Below are 21,796 nucleotides of genomic sequence, written 5' to 3'. Positions count from 1 at the left end.
TACGGGTTAACGGCTGATTCCCCTTAATTAGTCTCATTTGTGCCGAGTATAACCTGCACACGTTGAATACGCTCAATATCCGAGGAAGGCGCAAGCACCGCTTCTTTATCCGGGGCGCTATCGGAAGTTATCACATCGGTTACGAAACCGACCAAAATATCGGCAGGGAAGGTCGCGCCCTTACCATCGGTAAAAATGTAGTCGCCCGGTTTAATATCAGCATCCTTACTGATTCTGAAAATCGTGATACGCCCACCGCGCTGCCATTGTCCTACCGCAGTACCATCGGCATTCTTACTAATAGTAAGCTGTTTGCCATTCTGTCCGAAACGTTTGTTATAAACATTGGCAGCCATACCGGTATCGGTAATGAGCAATACCGTAGAGCGTTTCGTTTCGACCTTTTCCACCCGCCCAACCAAAAACCCGGAGACATCTACTACCGGCATACCTTTAGTAATATTGTCGTTTGAGCCTTTATTGATTTGAATCGCCTGATTATTGCCGGTGAGGTCGCGGTTAATTACATCGGCACTGACAGTCTGGAAGCGTTTGTTTTCGGGATTGCTCTTGAAGGCAAGTTCTTTTTCTAGTTCCAAAAGCTGGCTTGCCAAATCAGCAGCCTTAGCGCGATCCTCTTGGACTGTCTGTAACTGCTGACGCAATTGACTATTTTCTTCTTTCAGAGCATTGAGGTCTTTTAAGAAAGTCGAAAGGTCTGAGAGGTTGTGCCCAAGGTTATATGCGCCCTGTTCAATTGGAGAGGTTAGGGCGGTAATAACTTGCTCGACCGGACGCAAAAAGCCGACTCGGTCGAGTACCATCAATAGGCTGGAGGCAACCAACAATACGCCGAAGAAAATAAACCGAACCTGAACATCAGCCCGTAGCTTACGAAGCATACTATCGTGAGTACTTCAGGCGACGACCTTCCTGGCTGGCGGCGATAATACGGCGGTATTTTTCATCTTCAAGGCTTTCCACCATAATACCGGTTCCGCGCACTACACAGGTTAAAGGGTCATCTGCCACGTAAACAGGCATTTTAGTTTCCATTTGTAAACGCCTGTCCAGACCAAGCAACAAAGCGCCACCACCTGCCAGCGTAATGCCACGTTCCATAATATCCGCGACAAGTTCCGGAGGGGTTTCTTCCAACGCCAGCTTCACGGTTTCAACGATGCTATTTACAGGTCCTGCAATTGCTTCACGCAATTCCACGCTGCTCAACTCGACTGCTTTTGGTAAGCCGGTAAGCACATCGCGACCGCGTAAGGTAAAACGCAACTCCAAATCCAAAGGATAGGCGCTACCACAGGCAATTTTGGCAGATTCTGCGGTGCGCTCACCGATTACAAGGTTATGCTCACGGCGGGCATACTGAATAATGGCTTCGTCAATCTCGTCTCCGGCAGTACGCAATGAGTGGTTGATGACGATACCGCCAAGCGAAATTACCGCCACTTCGGTTGTACCACCGCCGATGTCCACAATCATGCTACCGATGGGTTCATTTACCGGCAAACCTGCCCCGATAGCCGCTGCCATTGGTTCTTCCACCACGTAAGCTTCACGCGCCCCTGCATTTAAGGAGGCTTCACGCGCAGCGCGTTTCTCTACTTCAGTTACACCACTGGGAATACCCACTACCACACGAGGGCGAGGTCCTACTACTGTTTGGGTATGCACCTTTCGAATAAATTCATGGAGCATTTGCTCGACCACATCGAAATCTGCGATAACACCATCGCGGAGAGGGCGAATTGCGATAATACTGGCAGGTGTTTTACCTGCCATTGCTTTAGCATCCGCGCCCACCGCTTTTACTTCTTTAGTTTTTTTGTCAATTGCTACGTAGCTGGGTTCTGATATTACGATACCCTTGCCGCGCACATGCACTAACGTATTTGCAGTACCTAGATCTATACCGAGATCCCGGCTAAACAATCCGAACAATAAGTTCGGTAAATTCCACATCAAACAATCTCCTAAGATAAAGCGTCCCAAAACTACTGAATATTGTACCTGACAACAGGTATATATTGGTTCGCTAAGTGTTGATTATAGCATAAATACACTTGGAGAGAAAATCTGCTATCCTCATTTTCAGGGTGTATAGGGCTATTAACCCCCGGTAAGGTTTTGGTTATCCCTCTAAAATCCAACAAAAGAACCGCAAAATATACTATCCCACGCCCTTACCCAAACCGCTTTGAGAACCATCCGGTAGGCAGCAATCTCATTCTTAGAACCCGCTCTGAGCAAGAAAAAATAAACGGTTGCGAGTGTCCTAAAAAAAGAATATACTAAAAATTGTCTCCTGGGGAGGAAGACCGGGAAGGGTCGGTTCGCCATAGTTAAACACCTCAATCTTACACAAAAACTGCCATGCCACTACAGAACTGCTCGCTTCCGTGAAAAAGGCGCATGGGATGCGTCAAAATTGAGAAAGGAGAAGCAGAGTGACGTTAAATTCTGCTGCTGAGAAAATCGTCAAAGCCGCCATGAAGGAAATGGAATCGCTTGAGAGATTTGACCCTGAAATCTTTGATGCTATTAAGAAAGAAGAAGCTCGTCAGAAGGACAAAGTCGAGCTAATTGCCAGCGAGAATTACACCAGCCGTGCAGTTCTAGAAGCGCAAGGCTCGGTACTGACCAACAAGTACGCCGAGGGTTATCCTGCCAAGCGTTACTATGGCGGTTGCGAGTATGTGGACTTAGCCGAAAACCTTGCAATCGAACGCGCCAAAAAGCTTTTCGATGCCGCATGGGTTAATGTGCAGCCTCATAGCGGCGCACAGGCAAACATGGCGGTATATTTCACGCTCCTGAAACCGGGCGATACCATTATGGGTATGAACCTTTCACAAGGTGGACACCTCACACACGGTTCTCCGGTCAACTTTAGTGGCAAGCTTTACAATGTTATCCCCTACGGTGTTAATAAAGAAACCGAAGCAATTGATTACGAGGAATTGGCGAAACTGGCGGAAGAACACAAACCACGCGCGATTATTGCCGGAGCAAGCGCCTACGCCCGTACTATTGACTTCAAGCGTTTCCGCGAAATTGCCGATAGCGTGGGCGCATACCTAATCGTAGATATGGCGCATATCGCCGGTTTGGTAGCGGTTGGCTTGCATCCTAGCCCGATTCCTTACTCGCATGTGGTCACTACCACTACCCACAAAACCCTGCGAGGACCACGCGGGGGCATGGTACTTTCCTCTGACCCGGCGTTAGGAGAGCAAATAGATAAAACCGTATTTCCGGGTATGCAAGGTGGCCCTTTGATGCACGTTATCGCCGCCAAAGCGGTAGCCTTCAAAGAGGCGCTACAGCCTGAATTCCGCGTTTACGGCGAAAATGTTATCAAGAACGCCCAAAAGATGGCGGCGACACTTCAAGATGAAGGCTTGCGCATTGTTAGCGGCGGAACCGACAACCACTTGATGATGGTCGATCTGCGTCCGGTTGATGTAACGGGCAAGAAGGCGCAATTGGCGTTGGACGAAGTAAACATCACCGTTAACAAGAACACGATTCCTTTTGACCCCAAATCGCCTTTTGTAACCAGCGGTATCCGTGTCGGTACACCCGCCACCACCACTCGCGGGTTTGGAGAGAGCGAAACCGAGGAAATCGGGCGAATTATTGCCTTCACCCTCAAGAACCTCGACAGCGAAACCGCCTACGAAGAAGCCCGCAATCGGGTGGCAGCAGTAGTAAAAAGGTTCCCTGTGCCGGGTATCGACTAATCTATGAATGGCTAGGGCGAACGAGTAGTTCGCCCTTTTTTACAGGATTTTGTGCAATGGATGGATTATTTGTATCGTCTCATCCCTTAGTCCAACACAAATTGACTATCCTTCGAGACGTTAACACCGAACCTAAACGCTTCCGGGAAGTGATTTACGAAATAACCATGCTGCTAGCCTACGAAGCTTCCGCTGATTTACCCACGCGGGAAGTTATAGTTACCACCCCCTTGGAAGACACCCCAAGTCGTGAACTGGCAACCGTAATCGGCTTGGTTCCGGTCTTGAGAAGCGGCTTAGGAATGGTTGGGGCAATGCTGGCGTTGATACCAAGCGCACAGGTTTGGCATATCGGCTTGTATCGCGACCACGATACGCTACAGCCCGTGCAATATTACAACAAGCTGCCCGCTAACAGTCCTACCGAATTGTGTTTGGTACTCGACCCCATGTTGGCTACCGGAGGTTCAGCGGTTGCAACCATCTCTATTCTAAAAGAATGGGGAGCGCGAAAAATTAAATATATGGGGCTGATAGGCGCACCCGAAGGCGTGCAGGCGCTACACGCTGCCCACCCCGATGTACCTATTTACCTTGCCGCATTAGACGACCATCTTAATGAGCTTGGCTACATAGTACCGGGTCTTGGCGATGCCGGAGATCGGCAATTCGGTACAGTCTAGCGAGAGAAATAATGGCTAAGGCTTCAGGGCGAATACTACTAACCGGATTCGAGCCTTTCGGCGGAATGGATAAAAACCCTTCCGGCTTGTTAGCGCAAGCTTTGGACGGCAGCGAGTTTTCAGGCTTCACCATAACCGGGGCTGAATTACCGGTTGATTGCGCCCAAATGCCCGTTCGGCTATATAGTTTGCTCGAAAAGATACAACCGAAAGCCGTAATCGGGTTAGGCTTGGCGGTTGGTCGAACAGCCATTAGCCTTGAGAGAATAGGAATAAACCTGCTAGATTTTAAAGCAGATAACGCCGGAAACGGCTGCTACGACCGCCCTATTATTGAGAATGGGCAAGCAGCGTACTTTTCAACCTTACCTTTACGCGCCATCGAGAAAGAATTGCACAGTGTCGGTATCCCTTGTTACCTGTCCGAAAGCGCAGGTTTATACCTGTGCAACCAGATGCTATACACTAGCCTGCACTACGCCACTACGCACCGTCATATTACAAGGGCTGGATTTATACATCTCCCGGCGCTACCGGAAATGGTAACCGGAACAACTGGGGCACACCAACCAAGCATGAATTTTGAAACGCAACTTGCCGGAATAAGCCATGCTTTAAGCTGCGTTGCAGCCTTTCTCGAAAAATGATATTATGTGAATTAATTTACTATACATTGTTAACACAACAGACTCTATCAGCGCAAAGGTTCAACTTGCCCGCATCTCATCATGAGGATTATAATTTATACAATGTTGACAAAAAACCCTTACAAGGGTTATGCTAGCTTAATCGCAACTTTGCTACTGTTGCAATTTCAGCCTGTTTAAGTGTGTAAATGATTAGCTACCGAGTGCGGGTATGAGCTAAGCCGGACCTGTTTCAAGCAGTTTCTGGGGTGTTGGCATTAGGTTCAATGTATGCGGTTCTGCTCAACCCATAAAATTTACAGTTCACTACGGGGAGACCACAAATGGCTCTGACGCAAGACAAAAAAATAATGGATTTCGATACCGCGGAGAGCGACCCTACACCATCCCGTCGCACTTTCCTACGATGGGGTATCTACGCGGTAGGCGCGGGGGTAACTGCAGTAATTGCAGTTCCGGCAGTGGGTTACTTCATTGCTCCGGCTACTTCTTCAGAAAGTGCAGATGTGTTCGTGTCGGTGGGTAAGGTGACAGATTTTGCCAACCAACTGGAAATCAAAGAGAAATTGCTAAGGGATATAGCGTACACCGATTCATTCAAGCCCGCCACCATCACCCGAAAAGTATTTATTCGCGCTACAAAGAGCAATGCCGCCAACGCAGAAGATTTTTTGGTACTAAGCTCAATGTGTACGCACGCAGGTTGTCCCGTGAGTTATCGGGCTGCCCAGAAAGACCTGTTTTGCAGTTGTCACGGTAGCCAATATGACCAGGACGGCTTCCGAACCGCAGGACCTGCTCCCCGCCCGCTGGATAAGTACGAGGTAAAAATCGAAGCCGGAGAGATTAAAATCAACGTCTTCAAAAGTGTCGAGCGTAAAGCATAATCACGTGGGTTGTCTGTTAACTGCTCAAAACAACTCGCATCACACACAGCTATAGGCTAGAAGGAAAAATTGGCAATGGCAAACCGAGTCTATGAATGGGTAGACGAGCGTACCGGTATAAAGCCCGCCGTTGATTACGTGCTTTACCGACGCATCCCCAAGAGTGTAAATTGGTGGTTTACCTTTGGTAGCGCCAGCTTAACGATTTTCCTAATTCAGGTAGTTTCGGGTATTTTCCTCGGCATGGGCTACACTCCTTCCACCGCGTCGGTGCTGCGCCCGGACGGAGTTCTCAGCAACGAAGCGCTGGAAAGCGTGCGTCACATTACCAACACAATTCCTTTTGGGGATTGGATGCGCGGCTTCCACCGTTGGGGCGCGAACATGATGGTCATTGTCGTAATGATCCATATGGTACGTGTCTTCTTCATGGGTTCCTACAAATACCCACGCGAACTAACTTGGTTCATCGGCGTTGGTATCCTCTTAATGGTTCTAGGCTTTTCCTTCACCGGATACCTACTACCTTGGGATAACCGCGCGTATTGGGCTACTCAAGTGGGCGTTAAAATCGGTGGCGCTGCCCCGGTTCTAGGCCCAGCGGTGGAAACTATCCTTAAAGGTGGCCCATCTCTTGGTGCAGCAACCCTCACAAGGTTCTATGCCTTACACGTCTTGCTCCTACCGGTTCTGACAGGCTTGTTGATCGCCGTCCACATGTTCCTTGTAATTAAAATCGGCATCAGCGGTCAGCCTCCTATTCTGAACGAAAAAACAAGTGATAGCTTGTTTGATACTAGCAGTGTAAAGAAAAAGAAAGCCGGACGCGCCTTCTTCCCTTACATCATCTTCAAGGATGCGGTAGCTTCAGTAGCCATCGTAGGGTTGATTGTGCTTGCCACTATCTTTTGGCCCCTTGAGAACTCTAACCCGGTAGACCCTAACAACTCTACCAGCACCCTTGAAGGTAAATCCAGCACCGTTTATGAAACTAGCGCCGGTGTGAGAGTTGAGCAGGACTTAGCGCCCGATGGCACACCTTATCTGGATGCAAAAACCAATCAGCCTTTGTATGTTGACCTCAAAGGCAACAACGTAACGCTGACAGCCAGTGATATTGCCAGCCTCAAGCAAGTTCAAATGGCTCCTCAGCCGGAATGGTACTTCCTGTTCCTATTCCAGTTCTTGAAGATATTCCCGCCCGAATTAAATCTGGGATTGTTTACGATAACCGGAGAGGCGATAGGCGGTATAATCGTGCCGACAATATTGTTGCTACTGTTGTTGTTGGCTCCGGTGCTGGATCGCGGTACCAAACGCAGCCCACTAAATCGTCCTATCGCTTCATTGTCCATGTTGGTCTTCTTGGTTGCCTGTGTGGTTCTTACCGTGTTGGCAATCAATGACCTGAATGCGGCAGTTAAACCTGTTGCGGCAGCTACAACCACAACCACGCCAGCAGCTACAACCACTGCGGCAGGTGGCGCTACCGCTACAACGGCCGCGGCGGTTACAACTGCGGCAGGTGGCGCTACCGCTACAACTGCAGCAGGTGGTACAGCAGCCACAACCGGTGATGCAACAAAAGGCGCGGCACTGTTCCGCACCGTTTGCCAAACCTGCCATAGTAGCATGGGTAAAGCACCCGGTCCAGCCGGACAGCCCAACCTTACCAATAGCGCGAATGCCGGAGACCCAGCTTACGTGCGTAACAATATTCGCAATGGTAAAAATCTAATGCCTGCATTTGATGTAAGCACCATTAGCGACGCGGAACTGGAAAATCTGGTAGCTTACGTCGCGTCTATACGAGTGAAATAAGCTTCACGGTAAAAGTTTTGAGCCTCTCATTGATTGGGAGGCTCTTTTTTATTGCAAATGATTTTAAGCTCTGCTATCATTACAGCAGCGTCCAAAATTATGCGGGTTCAAGGTTACAATAAAAGTCACTGTTAAATCCCCAGTCATTACATGCAAAAGACGGATTGATGAGTTCAAACGAAAATCACTTAATTGATCCTAGAAGCTACAATGATGAAGATACCAGAGCTAATATCCTCGTGGTGGATGACGATAAGGATATTGCCGGTTATTTGTCGGCGGTCTTGACCCTTGAAGGACACCAAACTAACGAAGCCTACACCCCTCAAGATGCCATAAAGCTGCTCGAAGAACAGCCACATCCTGATCTAGTATTAACTGACTTGGTTATGCCCGGAATAGGTGGGTTGGGGTTGATAACCTATATCAAGCAAGGAAGTCACCTACCCTATATCCCGGTAATCCTCATTACCGCATATCACGGTACGATTGATCGCGCCGCTGCCCTACAATGTGGCGCGGACGACTTTCTCACCAAGCCGGTTAATCGGGCTGAGCTACAAGCCCGCGTCAAGAGCCTACTCAAAGTTAAAAAAGCGCTTGATACGCTCAATCGAAAGCTGGAAGAAAATAAAGCGCTTATCGAGGGGGCGGACAAACGCTATCTTGACCTAAAAAAAGAGAATGCAGTGTTGGCGCAACGGGTTACTCTGCAACACCGCCAACGCGAATTAGCAGCTCGAATCTCCTCAGCCATTTGGCACGAACTAGAAGCGCCCTTAACCAGCGCCATCAACCTATCTCAAAACGGGTTGCGCGATGGTAGCCTGTCTTTACCGCGCCTGCAATTGCTGGTAGATGAGTTGAAGAAAGCGCTAGAAGTCACTACGAAACTAGAGCATCTGGCTACCGAAGCGCGCAAAGGTACTGGTCCTCTGGGTCGTCAGTAACCCACTTTCTTTGAATCTACCTTAACTTGCTCGCTACTATTTTGAATATTTTACGTATATAGTTTGTCTTTTATCTGCAATTCCTATAAATAGATTTGGAGGATTCTTTGAGCCAGCCATTTGATATAAATCAAACCGGAAAACTAGAAGTGGATTTTTTCTTCGATGTTAGATGTCCCTTTGCTTTCCAAGGCGCACTATGGATGCAAGAAGTTGCGGACGTATATGGCGCGGATATGGATTTAAGATGGCGTTTCTTCTCCCTCGAACAGATCAATCGCAAGGACGAAAGCTGGAATATCTGGGAACAAAAGCCGGATGAAGCTTTAAGCCTCTGGTTTTTCCTTGCTGCCGCAGCGGTTAAAAACCAATTGGGCAACGCAATGCTTGGGAAATTCTTCCTTGCCGCGGCTGCCTTGCACCACGAACAAGGCAAAGCCATAAACCAGTCTGAAACCATCCTAGAAGCCGCCCTGAAGGCGGGAGTAGATGCCGCTATCTTACAACCTGTATTTGACGGAATAGATACTTCAGGGTACGATTTATTGAGAGAAGACCATACCGAAGCAGTAATCAAATATGGCGCTTTCGGAGTGCCCACCATAGTTTTTGAGGAAAAATACGCAATGTATGTAAAAATATTGCCAAAGCCTTCCTCAGATCGGGCGCTTGAAGTCTTTCAGCGTATCTTGTTAACCACAATGGTCGATGAGGGAGTTTACGAGTTAAAACGTCCTCAATCTGCGGCTGTAATTGAAAGAATGAAATCGGCATTTTCTAATATTAGAAACAGCAATCCTCAATAATGATATTAGGGTTCAGCTATCAGGTGTAACTCTTAGCATGAAAGGAGCGGTTTTAAATGTCTGCTTTCCTCGATCTCAATGCAAGCGGTAAACTAGAAATTGACCTGTATTTTGACTTCCAATGCCCTTTTGCTTACCAAACCTCCCTGTGGTTGCGGGATGTGGTAGAGTTAATGGGCGACGATTTAGTTGACCTGCGCTTCTATTTCTTCTCTCTAGCACAGGCGAATCGCAAAGATGAATCTTGGAATATCTGGGATACTACCCCAGAAGACCCTAACGCAAGTGGTTTACTGGCATTTTTGGCGGGTGCAGCAGCCTTAAAATCCGGCGGGCAAAGAGCCTTGAATGCTTTTTACCTAGAGCTTGGAAAGCTACATCATCAGGAAAAACAACCGCTGGATAAAGCCACCATTTTGAAGGCAGCGCAAACTGCCGAAGTTAATGTTAATGATGCTTTTAACGGTAGCGACCCTTATCTTGCCGCTGCCCTCAAGGAATCCCATACAGGCGGGGTGGAAAAATACGGAGTGTTTGGCTCATCCACTGTGGTTTTTGAGGAAAGATACGGCGTATATGTCCAAATTATGCCTCGCCCTGCCTATGACAAAGTGTTGCCGCTATTCCAACACATCCAAATGTTGGCAATGGTTGATAGGAATGTATTCGAAGTCAAACGTGTGATGACCGTTGCTGAAAAAGAAGAGTTTAGAGAAACCATCCAGAATCTCTACGCTAATTAAAAGCTATGCCCCCTTCCTCAATGGGCGAAGGGGGCATTTTTTATACGCAGGCGCTCCACCCGCTTAAGGTGGGTTCTAGAGGCGCGTTTTTTACCTGCAATAAAACCTTGAAATTACCCATCTCGTTGGGGCTAATCAACCTTAGCAACGCTTCTCGTTGCGCTAACACCTCATTGGGGCTATTGGTACTCGCGCTCATTTGGACAAAATGCTCACCAATCCCTAACCCCCCCAAAAATTCCGCCTGTGAAATCAGTCCGGGTGTGGTTAAGCCCAAAGCTACGCCCGTATTTAGCAGCGTTGAGAAATCCACATGAGCGGTTATATCCTGATTTCCTAGATTTAAATAGGGGTTATGGCTTACCTGATGCCGATAATAGCATTGGAGTGTGCCGGACATGCGGCGCGGGTGAAAGCGGCTTTTCGCTTCGTAGCCGTAATCTATCGTCAGAATATAGCCCCGCTGCAACTTCTCGGCTACGCGGCTCAACCAAGGCGAGGCATGCAGATTAACCTCAGTGCGATAATCCTCCTCATAGCTCGCTATATCCAAACCCAACGTTTTAAAGTAGGTTTCCAGAGCAGGCGTGGAAAGCTCGCCCGTTTCCTCCACTAGCTCGCCCGCTTCGTTCTGAGTTAGATATATTTCCTGTAGCTTTCCATTGCTGACCGAAACTAAATGCACCGGAAAAGCATCTACCAATTCGTTGGAAAGGAAGCAACCTATCACGCTGTCTGACGCTATCTCATCCCAACCAACCCAAGCTACGTGTTTCAGCAAATCTGCGCCATCCGGCAATACGCCGATACGATGCGCCTGAGCTTCCGCTAAAATGGGGCTGATTTCGACAATGCGATAAACAAGGTTCTCCCAAAGCTGCGGCGCATTTGCCTTTAGATAGAGCAAAATATCTCCCGCCAACGTGCCCTGTCCCGCTCCCATTTCCACTATCGCAAAGTTAGAAGGTTGCCCCAACCGTTCCCACATCTCTTTTAACTGTAAGGCAATAAGCTCACCAAAAACCGGAGTCAATTGGGGGGCAGTATAAAAATCCCCACGCGCACCGATCAGCGAAGAACGGTTGTTATAATAACCGCCCTTGGGATGATACAACGCCAACTCCATAAATTCAGCAAAAGTTAGGCGGTTTTTTTGCTGTAAAATTTCCATAAGCGCTGCTTTGACAATTTGATTGTCTTCACTCTCTGTTGGTGTTATCATATTCTCGTAATTTTGAACTATTATCCGTACCGAGGTTGTCTTAAGGTAGGATGGGTTTTCGTACCAAACTAATAATCACATATATCCTGATAATGTTGCTAACGCTGTTGGTCGCGCTCGCCTTGTTTTCGTTCGTAGTGCAACAAACCCAACAGGACGAACGCAATAAAACTGAACTCCGCCTTCAGCGGAACGCTGAAATTGTACTACAAATATTACCTCCTCCCAATTATAACTATCAACTCACTGCTTATCTTCAAAATATTAGCACTTTTGCGGCGCTTTTCGATGCCCGCTTTATGCTAATCGATGAAACTAGAGATGTGTTACTGGATACGGCAAGTGGTAGCGATAGACTAACCCATTCAAAACTTCCAGATTACAAACTCGCGCCCCGCGATCAAAACGCTTATCGGGGCTATTTGAATCTGAACGGGGTAAATTACGTATATTTTGCCCTACCCGGTCCGAATATAAGTGACTCACCAAGCACTACCGATAATACTAACAGCCGTACCAGTGTTCCGGTTATACTAAAAACCGATTTGATCCTTGCCGTACCGGAAGCGCAACTAGCCTTTGATTGGCTTGCCTTCTTGCGAGGCTTAGCGTTGGCAACGCTGGTAGTTGTGCTAATTTCAATTCTGGCTGCCTACTTTATTGCGCGCAACATCGCCCGCCCTCTCATCCTAATGACCCGCGCCAGCGAAGCAATCGCGCAGGGAGATTTCAATCATCGCCTAGAACAAGCCGGGAAGGGCGAGGACGAAATAAGCCGCTTGGCAATTAGCTTTAATCGGATGGCAGAGGAAGTAGCCGGCTCGCAACAAAGTATGCGCGATTTTGTGGCAAATGTCAGCCATGAACTAAAAACCCCCCTAACCAGTATTCAAGGATTCTCACAGGCTGTTCTGGATGGTACGGTAGATACGCGCCCGATGCTAGAACACTCGCTAAAAGTGATTAACGAAGAATCTGCCAGAATGCGCCGTCTTGTGGATGAATTGCTCGATTTGAGTCGCATTGAATCAGGGCAAATTGACTATAATTGGCGTGACATTGACCTCAAAAGAGTGCTGGAACGAGTGTTAGAAAAGCTCGAACCGCTCATCCTTCAAAAAGGTATAAATCTCGTTTCTTCCATCAACGACTACTATCCGCAGTTGGCGCAAAAAGAACGCAGAATTAATAAGGATTCTTCTCAAAATCTCTTGCCCCAAGATTCGATTCCGGGTCCAATAGTTTGGGGGGATTCAGACCGACTTGAGCAAGTTTTTACAAACATTGCGGATAATGCCATCAAATACAGCCCGCAAGGTGGCGAAGTAAAAGTAGAATTGCGGCTTACCGGAAACGAAACCGTATCCGTTCCGGCAACAATGGCATTGACAGGCAATTTATATTGTTGGGCGCAAGTCAGAATCAGCAATACAGGCCCGCTTATTCCTGCCGATCAATTAAACCGTATATTCGAACGTTTTTATAAGCTGGATAAATCTCGTTCCAAAAAGAAGGGCGATAGTACCGGGTTAGGCTTGGCAATCGCCAAAGAATTAATAGATTCACACCGAGGTAGCGTCCAAGTTCAAAGTGTGCCACTGACCTATGTTTTCAATTACCCATTTCCTCTGACCGGCAGCGAAGGGTTTACCACTTTTACAATTTATCTGCCGCTAATCGCCCTTCCTTTACCAGCGTTACCCCGCTTGCAACCAAGTGCAGTATATCCTGAGTTGCTGAAATAACAAGTAACTCTTTTTGAGAAGCAGAACGCCTGCCGGGGTCGCAAGGGTGTCTCCTTGGATTCCTCTCTCCTATTTTCCCCTTGAGGGGACTAAAGGAATCCGAGCGGGGTTCTCAGGGGTGCAACCCATGTGCGGGGTCGCAAGGGGTGTCCCCTTGGACTCCTCTTTCCTCTTTCCCCCTTGAGAGTTACAACTCTATTTGAGAATCTATGCCGTAGCTGTATTTGCGCATCGAAAAATTAGGCAAGGCGGCGAAAATTAAGAAGGGTTAGTGGAAAAAGACAACAAAGTCGTGATTAGTTGATGGTGGAGGTGAGGGGGCTCGAACCCCTGACCTCTACAGTGCGATTGTAGCGCTCTCCCAACTGAGCTACACCCCCATCAATAGCGAACTGAATTATATCGCTTTGCATTAATACTGTCAACCGTTACAAAATCTACAATTAATGGTAGTCTGAATAATTGAAGTTTCCATACAATAGCGTTATACTGTACAGAAGTAAAACCACTCAAAATTTCACTTGCTCATCTCACTGATAATCGATCGTACGCACCAAACCCCGGCATAGCTGCTTCAGGGGGTAATTACTCGCTAGTTTAGAAGGAGAGAGAAACAATGAGCCAGCTAACCTCATCTAAAGCTGGGAAGTTTTTAGCGGCAACCGGCGGATTGACGGCGCTGCTGATTCTGACCCTGTTATTAGCCGCTTGTCAGACCGACATTGATGCGAACTCGACCATAGCATCCGGCACTCTACGACCCGCTGCTGTCGTTCAAACGGCGCAAGGAAATAATAACCCCCAAGGCGGTGTCCCAATTGATCCTTCCAAGAGCGCAGCGCTTGTAGCCGGCGCCACCAGCACACCTGCTACACGTCCCACTGTTACTATAGCCAACCTCCCTGCTGGACCAACCATAGCAGGCGCGACTACAGCGGCGGCAGCAGCACCAGCAGCGGGTGCAACTACCGCGGCAGCAGCAGCAGCGGGTGCAACTACCGCGGCAGCAGCAGCAGCGGGTGCAACTACCGCGGCAGCAGCAGGCGCAGGACCTAGCGACCCGGTTGCAGCAGCAAGGGTAAAGGAATTTGCAACAGCAAGGGCAGCGGAAAAAGGAGATGCAACTAAGGGCGCTTCAATGTTCAAAATCACTTGCCAAGGCTGTCATACCAACATGGGAACAACAGTAGGCCCAACCGGATGCCCTAACCTGTCCACCAGCACAAACGCGCTAGACCCGGCTTACATTCGCGGCAACGTTCGCAATGGTAGAAATCTGATGCCTGTCTTTGATACAGATACCATTGACGAACCTACTCTCAACAATCTGGTTGCTTTCGTTCTCTCTATCAATGTAAATTTGAAGTAAGCCAGCTTCAGATCAAAGTATTATGAATACAAGCTCCCCCTTCCACTTGAGGGGGGGTCTTATTATTTGATAGACAAGGCAGGGGCGCATCCCGATGCGCCCTCGACCAACCTAATTTAATAGGTGCTAAACTTGACAGTAAATACTCGTCTGATATAGGATACATAACAATAAGTTATTGTGCTATCCTAGCAAAATTCCCATCTCCGGTCACCGGCATTTCACCTATTGTGACAGTAAGCATTGTCCAAAATAAATGTAGCGGAACGTAGGGGTAAGACTCTAATTTTGGTTTGTTACTATGATTAATATAAATTCTGAAACATATATAGATTTGGAGCTTAGCAATGGAGACGCTTCTTACCATTTTGTTCGGTATTCTAGCAGGGCTTGCCTGCGGTCTAGGGTTTGTATTTTACAAACAAGGTAAAGCAAACATCCAGTTAGCCCTTGAAAAAGAAAATATTAACCGTCTTATAGAAGAAGCAAAATCCAAACAGCGCGAGATTGTTTTACAAGCAAAAGATGAGGCTTTGAGTTTTAAACAAGAAGCCGAAAATGAGTTGAAAGAAAGGCGCGTTGAACTCCAACAGCGCGAAAGTCGCCTCCAGCAAAAAGAAGAAAACCTTGAGCATAAGCTGGAAAATCAAGAAAGACGTGAGCGTAATCTGAATGATCGCGAACGTGATATTGAGAAGGTGCGCAAGCAGGCGGACGAGCTAAAACAACGCCAAGCTCTTGAATTGGAAAGAGTTGCAGGACTTACCACCGAGCAAGCCAAAGAATTGGTAATTGCAAAAATAGAGGATGATGCGCGCCAATACGCCAGCGTGCGAGTCAGAAAAATTGAAGAAGAAGCACGCGAAAGATCAGAAGAAAAAGCCCGTAAAGTTTTATCGGTTGCGGTTAGCCGAATTGCCAGCGATTATATAAGTGATGCCGTTGTAAGCACCGTGCCCCTGCCTAGCGATGAAATGAAGGGTCGCATCATTGGACGAGAAGGGCGCAATATTCGGGCATTCGAGCAAGCTACCGGAGTAGATTTGATAGTGGATGACACTCCCGAAGCAGTAACCCTCAGTTGCTTTGACCCAATTCGCCGCGAAATAGCGCGCCGCGCATTAACCAAGTTGGTGACAGACGGGCGCATCCATCAGGCGCGTATCGAAGAAGCAGTCAACAAAGCCAAACAAGAAGTAGAACAACAATTACGCGAAGATGGCGAAAAAGCCGCCTATGAAGTAGGCGTGCAAGGCATCCATCCTGAAATTCTTTACTTGCTAGGAAAGTTGCGCTATCGCACCAGCTATGGACAAAATCAACTAGAGCATGTCATTGAAGCCAGTAAACTTGCCGGAGTAATCGCCTCTGAATTGGGCGCAAAAGTGCAAGTGGCTAAAACCGCTGCTTTACTCCATGATATTGGCAAAGTAATTGATCAGGATTCGATGGAAGGTCCACACGCGCTTATCGGCGCAGACCGCATAAAACGCTTTATGAACACGCCAGAGGTAATTCACGCCGTAGCGGCACACCACAGCGAGGAAGACCCGCAATCGGTGGAAGCGTGGATTGTAATGGCAGCAGATGCCTTGAGCGGCGGCAGACCGGGCGCAAGGCGCGAACAAGTCGAAACCTACGTCAAGCGGCTAACCGCTTTGGAAGAGTTGGCACACTCTATGGAGGGTGTGGAACGTTGTTTTGCAATCCAAGCCGGACGTGAGCTTCGTATCCTAGTGCGCCCTGAAGTAATAGATGATGTCTCAGCGATGCGTATGGCGCATGAACTTAGCCGCCGAATTGAAGAAAATATACAATATCCGGGACAAATAAAAGTAACTATTATTCGTGAAACCCGTGCGGTAGATTACGCCAAATAATCATATTTAATGCTTCTAAGTGTTACTATATGTAATTTCTATGGCGCTTCATTTTACTTGGAGTGCCTTATTTTGTGCTGAGACAATTTCGATAATTCTCCTAAATGTAGTAAGCAAAACTCGACTCTTTTTCCCAATGTCTGCTATAATGATTTAAACAGTTGTTAAATTAGTTGAACTACTAAAGAGGGATAGGTAAGAGAACTTATTTCTCTGGAAATCTTAACCCGATTTTAAGTAGGCAGTGGCGGCAAAACTTGAATACAGCTTTTCTTAAAGAGCGGATAGCAGTATAAAGTTCTTTGTTTGCTTTGCCGTTTCTATAGAGAGCGCGAAGGCTATACTTAATAGGTTGACCCGGTTAGGGGACAATCTCGTTTTAGTTTAATCAATCGAATAACGGCTTATTTGGGTATTTTGTTTGTTGGGTTATCCAAATTAGCTAGATTATTGCTTTTTGCATAATTAATTTGTTACTGATTCATTTGGTTAATCATTTGTGATCGCCGGAACAGTACCTTAAAAGGCAAACTTGAGCTCAAGAATGCAGAATATTATGCATTTTAAGTCAACGGTTGATTAAAATAAAACAGGAGAGCCATTTTGATATCCGGAGAAGGTTTCACCACCTACTCACACGCGCTGAAACAACACAACAAGGAGAACAATTATGGAATCCAAGTTTACCTTCAACCGCACGACCGAACCGGGAACAGAACAAGGAGACCGTCCAGTAAGCTATGTAACACCCATACGACCTGTTAACGAACAACAACATGAGGCACATGTGAGCGAAGTTGAAGTTTTGAAAGTTTCCGGTAAATCTCGACCGAGCAGTGTCGCTGGCGCGATTGCAGGAGTTATCAGGCAAACAGGACGTGTCGAGATTCAAGCTATAGGCGCAGGCGCTACCAATCAAGCTATTAAAGCTGTAGCGATAGCTCGTGGCTATCTAATAAGTAGCGGGATTGATATTGTCTGTATCCCCGCTTTTATTGACGTTCTAATAGATGATGAAGAACGAACTGCAATTAAATTGCTAGTTGAAAGACGACCCGGTTTTAGCGGCTCTAGTACTTCACCCGTAATGCAATAGCTCTTTCTAGGCTATAATCTAGAATATTGATGTGGTAAAATAGATAAAAAAGGCTTCATTTATTATGGAGCCTTTTTTGTTTGTAAATATTTCCTAGGAGGTTAGACTTTAATATGCCCGGCACTGTAGATCTTCATATGCACAGCACCGCTTCAGATGGAACTCTTAACGTGGAAGAATTAGTCCGGTTGGCGGCTAGTTTGGGCTTGAAAACCATCGCCCTAACCGATCACGATACTACCGCCGGGCTTGATGCTGCAATCTTGTTTGGGAATAAACTGGGCTTGGAAGTAATCCCCAGTATTGAGCTTAGCGCGGAAGACAACGGCGAAGTGCATATCTTGGGCTACTTTCTAAATTATGATAACCAAGAGTTTCAAGCAAAGCTCAAGCATTTTCGGGATACCCGCTTTAATCGAGGCGAGCTAATTGTCCAAAAATTGGCGGAACTGGGTATGCCGATTGAATGGGCGCGGGTGCAGGAAATTGCAAACGGCGCATCAATTGGGCGACCTCACTTCGCCGAAGCCATGAAGGAAAAGGGCTATGTACAAACCATCGCCGAAGCTTTCGAAAAGTATCTTTATAACGGTGGTCCCGCATTTGTAGATCGCGAGAAAATCACTCCGGTTGAAGCGGTGCAACTGATTCGCGAAGTGGGCGGTTTGGCAGTTTTGGCGCACCCCACTTGGGTTAATGACCTTGACCGAATTCTGGAAGAAACCGTCCAAACCGGGTTAGCGGGTATCGAAACCTACTACGGACACTATGATGAGGAGACGGTGGCACGTTTTCTGGAACTCGCCCAAAAGTATAATATCGTGCCAACCGGAGGCAGCGACTTTCACGGGCGAGACGATGGCGGTCAGGTATATCTTGGTGAACGTTTGGTGCCAGACGAGGTAATTGGTCAACTGAAAGCCCGTTTACAGCCCTAAAAGAGCAATAGCCCATGCCATACGATGAAGAAGGACGTTTTCTTTATCCGCTACCCAAGAAAAAGAGCCGACCTGAGAAAAAACCCGCAGGAAAGCCTACTGCGTCTCCAACTTTGCCACGCCCTGAAGCTGTACCCGAAGTTGTAAAACCTACCCTTCCAAATCCCCCAAACTCTCACTTTGGGGATATGTCCTTTCCCCACGATTCATTAAAACCAAGCGCGAAGGATGATTCTATCATTTTCGCCAAGCCGGACAAAGCGTCGGCGCAATCTGATAACATCGCCGATATGGCAAGGCTGGCGCGTCTTTTCAACGAGCGCGAATTGGCAGAGTTGTGGAACGCGCAAGGCTGGGAGAAGGGGCGTAAATTAACAGCAAGCGATGGGCGCACTTTGAAAATCGTATATCGGGGTAGGTGGAGTGGTGGGCTTGGTCCCGATTTTCGAGGGGCAATAATTGACCTTGGGGGCGAGCTATTGCGGGGCGATGTGGAATTGCACCTATCCACACAGGATTGGCAAGCGCATGGGCATGCTGCCGATTCCCGCTATAACGAGGTAATCTTGCATGTGGCGCTTCTCGGCGGCGCAGTAACTACCCTGAACGGCAAAAACCCTGCTACCCTCGCTTTGCTGGAAAGCTTCGGCAATGAAAATGAACTGCTGGAAGCTATCAGATTAGCGCAAGCAAGTGGAACTCGGCTTGGCTCTCTTTCCGAAAGCGAGGGTCCCTGTTGTGAACTGGTGGCGCAACATCACCCCAATTTGGCGGAAGTGCTGGCGCGAATTGATGAACTGGGCGAGAGCAGATTTAAGGAAAAAGGGCAGAAATATGAAGCAGCCTGTGCGCAGGAAGATAGCCTTGTGCAACCCTTCTGGAGCGGTTTGCTGGAAGCGTTGGGCTATGCGCAGAATAAAGCCCAATTCAAACGCCTATCGCAAATTGTGCCCTTGAGCAGCTTGCTCGATTTGCTGAATGATTCTGCCACAGACGAAGCAGAAGAACGCATTATCACCCTAGAAGCGGCGATTTTAGGCGCAGCCGGGCTATTGCCTTCCCAACGCAAACCGCGTCCGAAACCGCTTTTTGACCCCTCTAAAGATGATATTGACCCGGAAGATTGGGCTGCCGCCGAATACGCCGAAGAACTAGACAGGCGTTGGGCATGGCTAGAGCGTTACCTACGGGAAAGCGCCTATCAATTCCAACCTATGCACGAGCAAGACTGGAATTTTGCGCGAGTGCGCCCGGTAAATCACCCGGCGCGGCGCATAGCAGGCTTGGCGCGTTGGGCGGTTTCGCTCAAACTGGTGGAAGAAACCGAGCTTCTTGAAAGGCTCGAAGCGAAAATCACCGGGCTTGAACCCGCGCAAGCTGCCAAAGTTCTGGCTACCTTCTTTGTGGTAGAGCTACCGAAAACGGAAAGCGCCAGCCGCCAATTCTGGGCGCAACGCTACGACCTAACGCTTGAAAAGCTCCCCGGCAGCGATAACGCCCGCACCGCACCCGCCCTAATCGGCGCGGACAGAGCGACAGAGATAACTATAAACGCCACTTTGCCCTTTCTTTGGGCGTATGCTCGCCACACTCGAAACTCTCCGCTTGAGCAAAATGCCCTTGCCGTGTACCATAGCTATCCTAGCAAGGGCAGCAATGAACTGGTGGAGAACGTAGCGCGACAGGTGTTTCGCTTTTGGCTGGAGGGGAACGGCGAATTGCCGGAAGAATACCGCGATAAGAACCAGAAGGTTAAGCTAAACCGTTTGTTAGGCGGTGCAATGCGCCAGCAAGGATTAATCCAATTACATCATAGCTTTTGCAACGAACAGAATTGGGGGACTTGCCCGCTTGGATAGGATATTTGCAATGAAATTTAAGCATGTCATACTCTTATGCCTCGCTCTGATAGTTTTGTCCGCTTGCGGTGACACGACAACCGCTCCCGCGAATACTGCCGCGCCTGTTACTACCATTCCAGCCGCTACTACCGCCGCCCTCGCTACTACCGCTGCGGCGAATACTGCCGCGCCTGTTACTACCGCCGCCCTCGCTACTACCGCCCCAAGCGACCCGGCAATTGAATTGGCGCAAAACGCTATAGCTAAAGACTTGAAAGCTACGCTGAATATTGCCCAAAACGACCTTGAATATGTTACGATATTGCCGCGCACCTTCCCTGATAGCTCGATGGGTTGCCCCCAACCCGATTACTCGTACCAACAGGTGCTTACGCCCGGTTATCAGATTACGGTGCTGATTAAATCTCAAAATGTACGTTATGATTATCGCGCCGATACTCGCGGTAACGTGCTACAGTGTAAAAAGTTATAATTACGAGGATATTAATATGACAAATAAGATAAAAATTTCCCCCTCTATTCTTTCAGCCGACTTTGCGCGGTTGGGCGAACACGCCACCGAAGCGGTCAAAGCGGGGGCGGATTACCTGCATGTGGATGTTATGGATGGTCATTTCGTGCCGAATATCACCATCGGACCTATAATATTGGAAAAGTTGCGCGCCGTAACCGACATTCCCTTCGATACGCACTTGATGATTGAAAAGCCCGAACGCTACATCGAGGACTTTGTAAAAGCGGGGGCAAGCATTGTCACGGTGCATTACGAAACCTGCCCTCATATACACCGCACCGTCCAGCAAATCAAAAATACGGGCGCGAAAGCGGGAGTAGTTATCAACCCTGCCACCCCGATTAACGTGCTGGAAGAAATCTTGCCCTATGTGGATTTAGTTTTGCTCATGAGCGTGAACCCCGGCTTTGGCGGGCAATCCTACATCGAAACCACCACGGATAAAATCCGCCGAATGCGTGATATGATTGAGCGGGTCAATCCGGCGATTGAGCTTGAAGTAGATGGCGGTGTGGGCGCACAAAACGTCGGTACGGTAGTGCAAGCAGGCGCAAACGTAATTGTCGCCGGGTCTGCCGTATTCAACAAACGCCAAAGCGTGGCACAGAATATCACGGACATACGAGTGGCTATCCGGCAAGCGATTTCGTAGGCGTGCCGCCTTCGTTCGGTAGGACAACGGACGAAGGGCGTATTCAAATACGCCCCTACGGGTTAATTCTCTTGATATTGGTGAGAAGTTTTAATTGGTAGGGGCGCATTCTGATGCGCCCTCGTTCGGTGGCACAAATCTCATGGGGTTGGGGGCAATCGTTCTGTGGGAAAGGGCTATTGCCCCCGATACGCCCACGTTAGGTTACATAATGTAAAGCAGA

At 48.2% G+C, this 21,796-nt stretch carries 20 protein-coding genes and 1 tRNA gene; 17 read left to right on the top strand and 4 right to left on the bottom strand.

What is annotated here, in order from left to right:
• Positions 1-23: 23 nt before the first annotated feature.
• Together mreC and OZ401_RS22575 are read right to left on the bottom strand one after the other, a co-directional pair.
• Entirely contained in the window at positions 24-902 is an 879-nt protein-coding gene (gene mreC / locus OZ401_RS22580) for a rod shape-determining protein MreC (protein WP_341470788.1), read from the bottom strand.
• 1 nt (position 903) lies between these two features.
• On the bottom strand, positions 904-1,977 hold the full coding sequence (locus OZ401_RS22575) for a rod shape-determining protein (protein ID WP_341470787.1): 1,074 nt from the start codon (positions 1,975-1,977) through the stop codon (positions 904-906).
• A gap of 536 nt (positions 1,978-2,513) precedes the next feature.
• Here OZ401_RS22575 and glyA point away from each other — a divergent pair.
• The 8 genes from glyA to OZ401_RS22535 all read left to right on the top strand — a co-directional run bounded on the left by glyA (position 2,514) and on the right by OZ401_RS22535 (position 10,295).
• On the top strand, positions 2,514-3,758 hold the full coding sequence (gene glyA / locus OZ401_RS22570) for a serine hydroxymethyltransferase (RefSeq protein ID WP_341471848.1): 1,245 nt from the start codon (positions 2,514-2,516) through the stop codon (positions 3,756-3,758).
• 56 nt (positions 3,759-3,814) lie between these two features.
• Positions 3,815-4,441: a uracil phosphoribosyltransferase gene (gene upp / locus OZ401_RS22565; RefSeq protein WP_341470786.1), complete on the top strand. Its 627-nt coding sequence runs from the start codon at positions 3,815-3,817 to the stop codon at positions 4,439-4,441.
• Between the two features lie 11 nt (positions 4,442-4,452).
• Positions 4,453-5,088 (top strand): pyroglutamyl-peptidase I, encoded by a 636-nt coding sequence (locus tag OZ401_RS22560; RefSeq protein ID WP_341470785.1) that lies wholly within the window; start codon positions 4,453-4,455, stop codon positions 5,086-5,088.
• Between the two features lie 323 nt (positions 5,089-5,411).
• A complete protein-coding gene (locus tag OZ401_RS22555) occupies positions 5,412-5,975 on the top strand; it encodes a Rieske (2Fe-2S) protein (RefSeq protein WP_341470784.1) in 564 nt (187 codons plus the stop codon).
• A gap of 75 nt (positions 5,976-6,050) precedes the next feature.
• Positions 6,051-7,796: a cytochrome b N-terminal domain-containing protein gene (locus tag OZ401_RS22550; RefSeq protein ID WP_341470783.1), complete on the top strand. Its 1,746-nt coding sequence runs from the start codon at positions 6,051-6,053 to the stop codon at positions 7,794-7,796.
• 167 nt (positions 7,797-7,963) lie between these two features.
• Complete coding sequence (locus OZ401_RS22545; protein WP_341470782.1) at positions 7,964-8,746, top strand: response regulator; 783 nt, start codon at positions 7,964-7,966, stop codon at positions 8,744-8,746.
• A gap of 107 nt (positions 8,747-8,853) precedes the next feature.
• Positions 8,854-9,552, top strand: a complete 699-nt coding sequence (locus tag OZ401_RS22540) for a DsbA family oxidoreductase (RefSeq protein ID WP_341470781.1) — start codon at positions 8,854-8,856, stop codon at positions 9,550-9,552.
• A 56-nt stretch (positions 9,553-9,608) separates the two neighbouring features.
• A complete protein-coding gene (locus OZ401_RS22535; RefSeq protein ID WP_341470780.1) occupies positions 9,609-10,295 on the top strand; it encodes a DsbA family protein in 687 nt (228 codons plus the stop codon).
• Positions 10,296-10,335: 40 nt separating this feature from the next.
• Here OZ401_RS22535 and OZ401_RS22530 read toward each other — a convergent pair whose 3' ends face one another.
• Positions 10,336-11,517: a class I SAM-dependent methyltransferase gene (locus OZ401_RS22530; protein WP_341470779.1), complete on the bottom strand. Its 1,182-nt coding sequence runs from the start codon at positions 11,515-11,517 to the stop codon at positions 10,336-10,338.
• Positions 11,518-11,567: 50 nt separating this feature from the next.
• On the opposite strand from OZ401_RS22530, the gene OZ401_RS22525 reads away from it, so the two are divergent.
• A complete protein-coding gene (locus tag OZ401_RS22525) occupies positions 11,568-13,262 on the top strand; it encodes a sensor histidine kinase (protein WP_341470778.1) in 1,695 nt (564 codons plus the stop codon).
• A 304-nt stretch (positions 13,263-13,566) separates the two neighbouring features.
• Here OZ401_RS22525 and OZ401_RS22520 read toward each other — a convergent pair.
• A tRNA-Ala gene (locus tag OZ401_RS22520) sits at positions 13,567-13,642 on the bottom strand.
• A gap of 236 nt (positions 13,643-13,878) precedes the next feature.
• Between OZ401_RS22520 and OZ401_RS22515 the strand changes: the two genes are divergently transcribed.
• The 8 genes from OZ401_RS22515 (at position 13,879) to OZ401_RS22480 (ending at position 21,790) form a co-directional block, all read left to right on the top strand.
• Positions 13,879-14,631, top strand: a complete 753-nt coding sequence (locus tag OZ401_RS22515) for a c-type cytochrome (protein ID WP_341470777.1) — start codon at positions 13,879-13,881, stop codon at positions 14,629-14,631.
• Positions 14,632-14,978: 347 nt separating this feature from the next.
• On the top strand, positions 14,979-16,511 hold the full coding sequence (gene rny, locus OZ401_RS22510; RefSeq protein ID WP_341470776.1) for a ribonuclease Y: 1,533 nt from the start codon (positions 14,979-14,981) through the stop codon (positions 16,509-16,511).
• Positions 16,512-17,181: 670 nt separating this feature from the next.
• Entirely contained in the window at positions 17,182-17,607 is a 426-nt protein-coding gene (locus OZ401_RS22505) for a stage V sporulation protein S (protein ID WP_341470775.1), read from the top strand.
• 113 nt (positions 17,608-17,720) lie between these two features.
• The gene (locus tag OZ401_RS22500) at positions 17,721-18,545 is read left to right on the top strand and encodes a PHP domain-containing protein (protein WP_341470774.1); all 825 of its coding nucleotides are present in this window, start codon (positions 17,721-17,723) and stop codon (positions 18,543-18,545) included.
• 14 nt (positions 18,546-18,559) lie between these two features.
• Complete coding sequence (locus OZ401_RS22495) at positions 18,560-20,404, top strand: DUF2851 family protein (RefSeq protein ID WP_341470773.1); 1,845 nt, start codon at positions 18,560-18,562, stop codon at positions 20,402-20,404.
• Positions 20,405-20,414: 10 nt separating this feature from the next.
• Positions 20,415-20,879 (top strand): hypothetical protein, encoded by a 465-nt coding sequence (locus OZ401_RS22490; RefSeq protein ID WP_341470772.1) that lies wholly within the window; start codon positions 20,415-20,417, stop codon positions 20,877-20,879.
• Positions 20,880-20,895: 16 nt separating this feature from the next.
• Positions 20,896-21,573, top strand: coding sequence for a ribulose-phosphate 3-epimerase (gene rpe, locus OZ401_RS22485; protein WP_341470771.1), 678 nt, complete (start codon positions 20,896-20,898; stop codon positions 21,571-21,573).
• Positions 21,574-21,667: 94 nt separating this feature from the next.
• The gene (locus OZ401_RS22480; protein WP_341470770.1) at positions 21,668-21,790 is read left to right on the top strand and encodes a hypothetical protein; all 123 of its coding nucleotides are present in this window, start codon (positions 21,668-21,670) and stop codon (positions 21,788-21,790) included.
• Positions 21,791-21,796: the final 6 nt, after the last annotated feature.

This window comes from Candidatus Chlorohelix allophototropha, from assembly GCF_030389965.1.
GTDB lineage: Bacteria > Chloroflexota > Chloroflexia > Chloroheliales > Chloroheliaceae > Chlorohelix > Chlorohelix allophototropha.
Note: the sequence above shows the minus strand (reverse complement) of the source record. Positions and strands in the feature narration are given on the sequence as shown.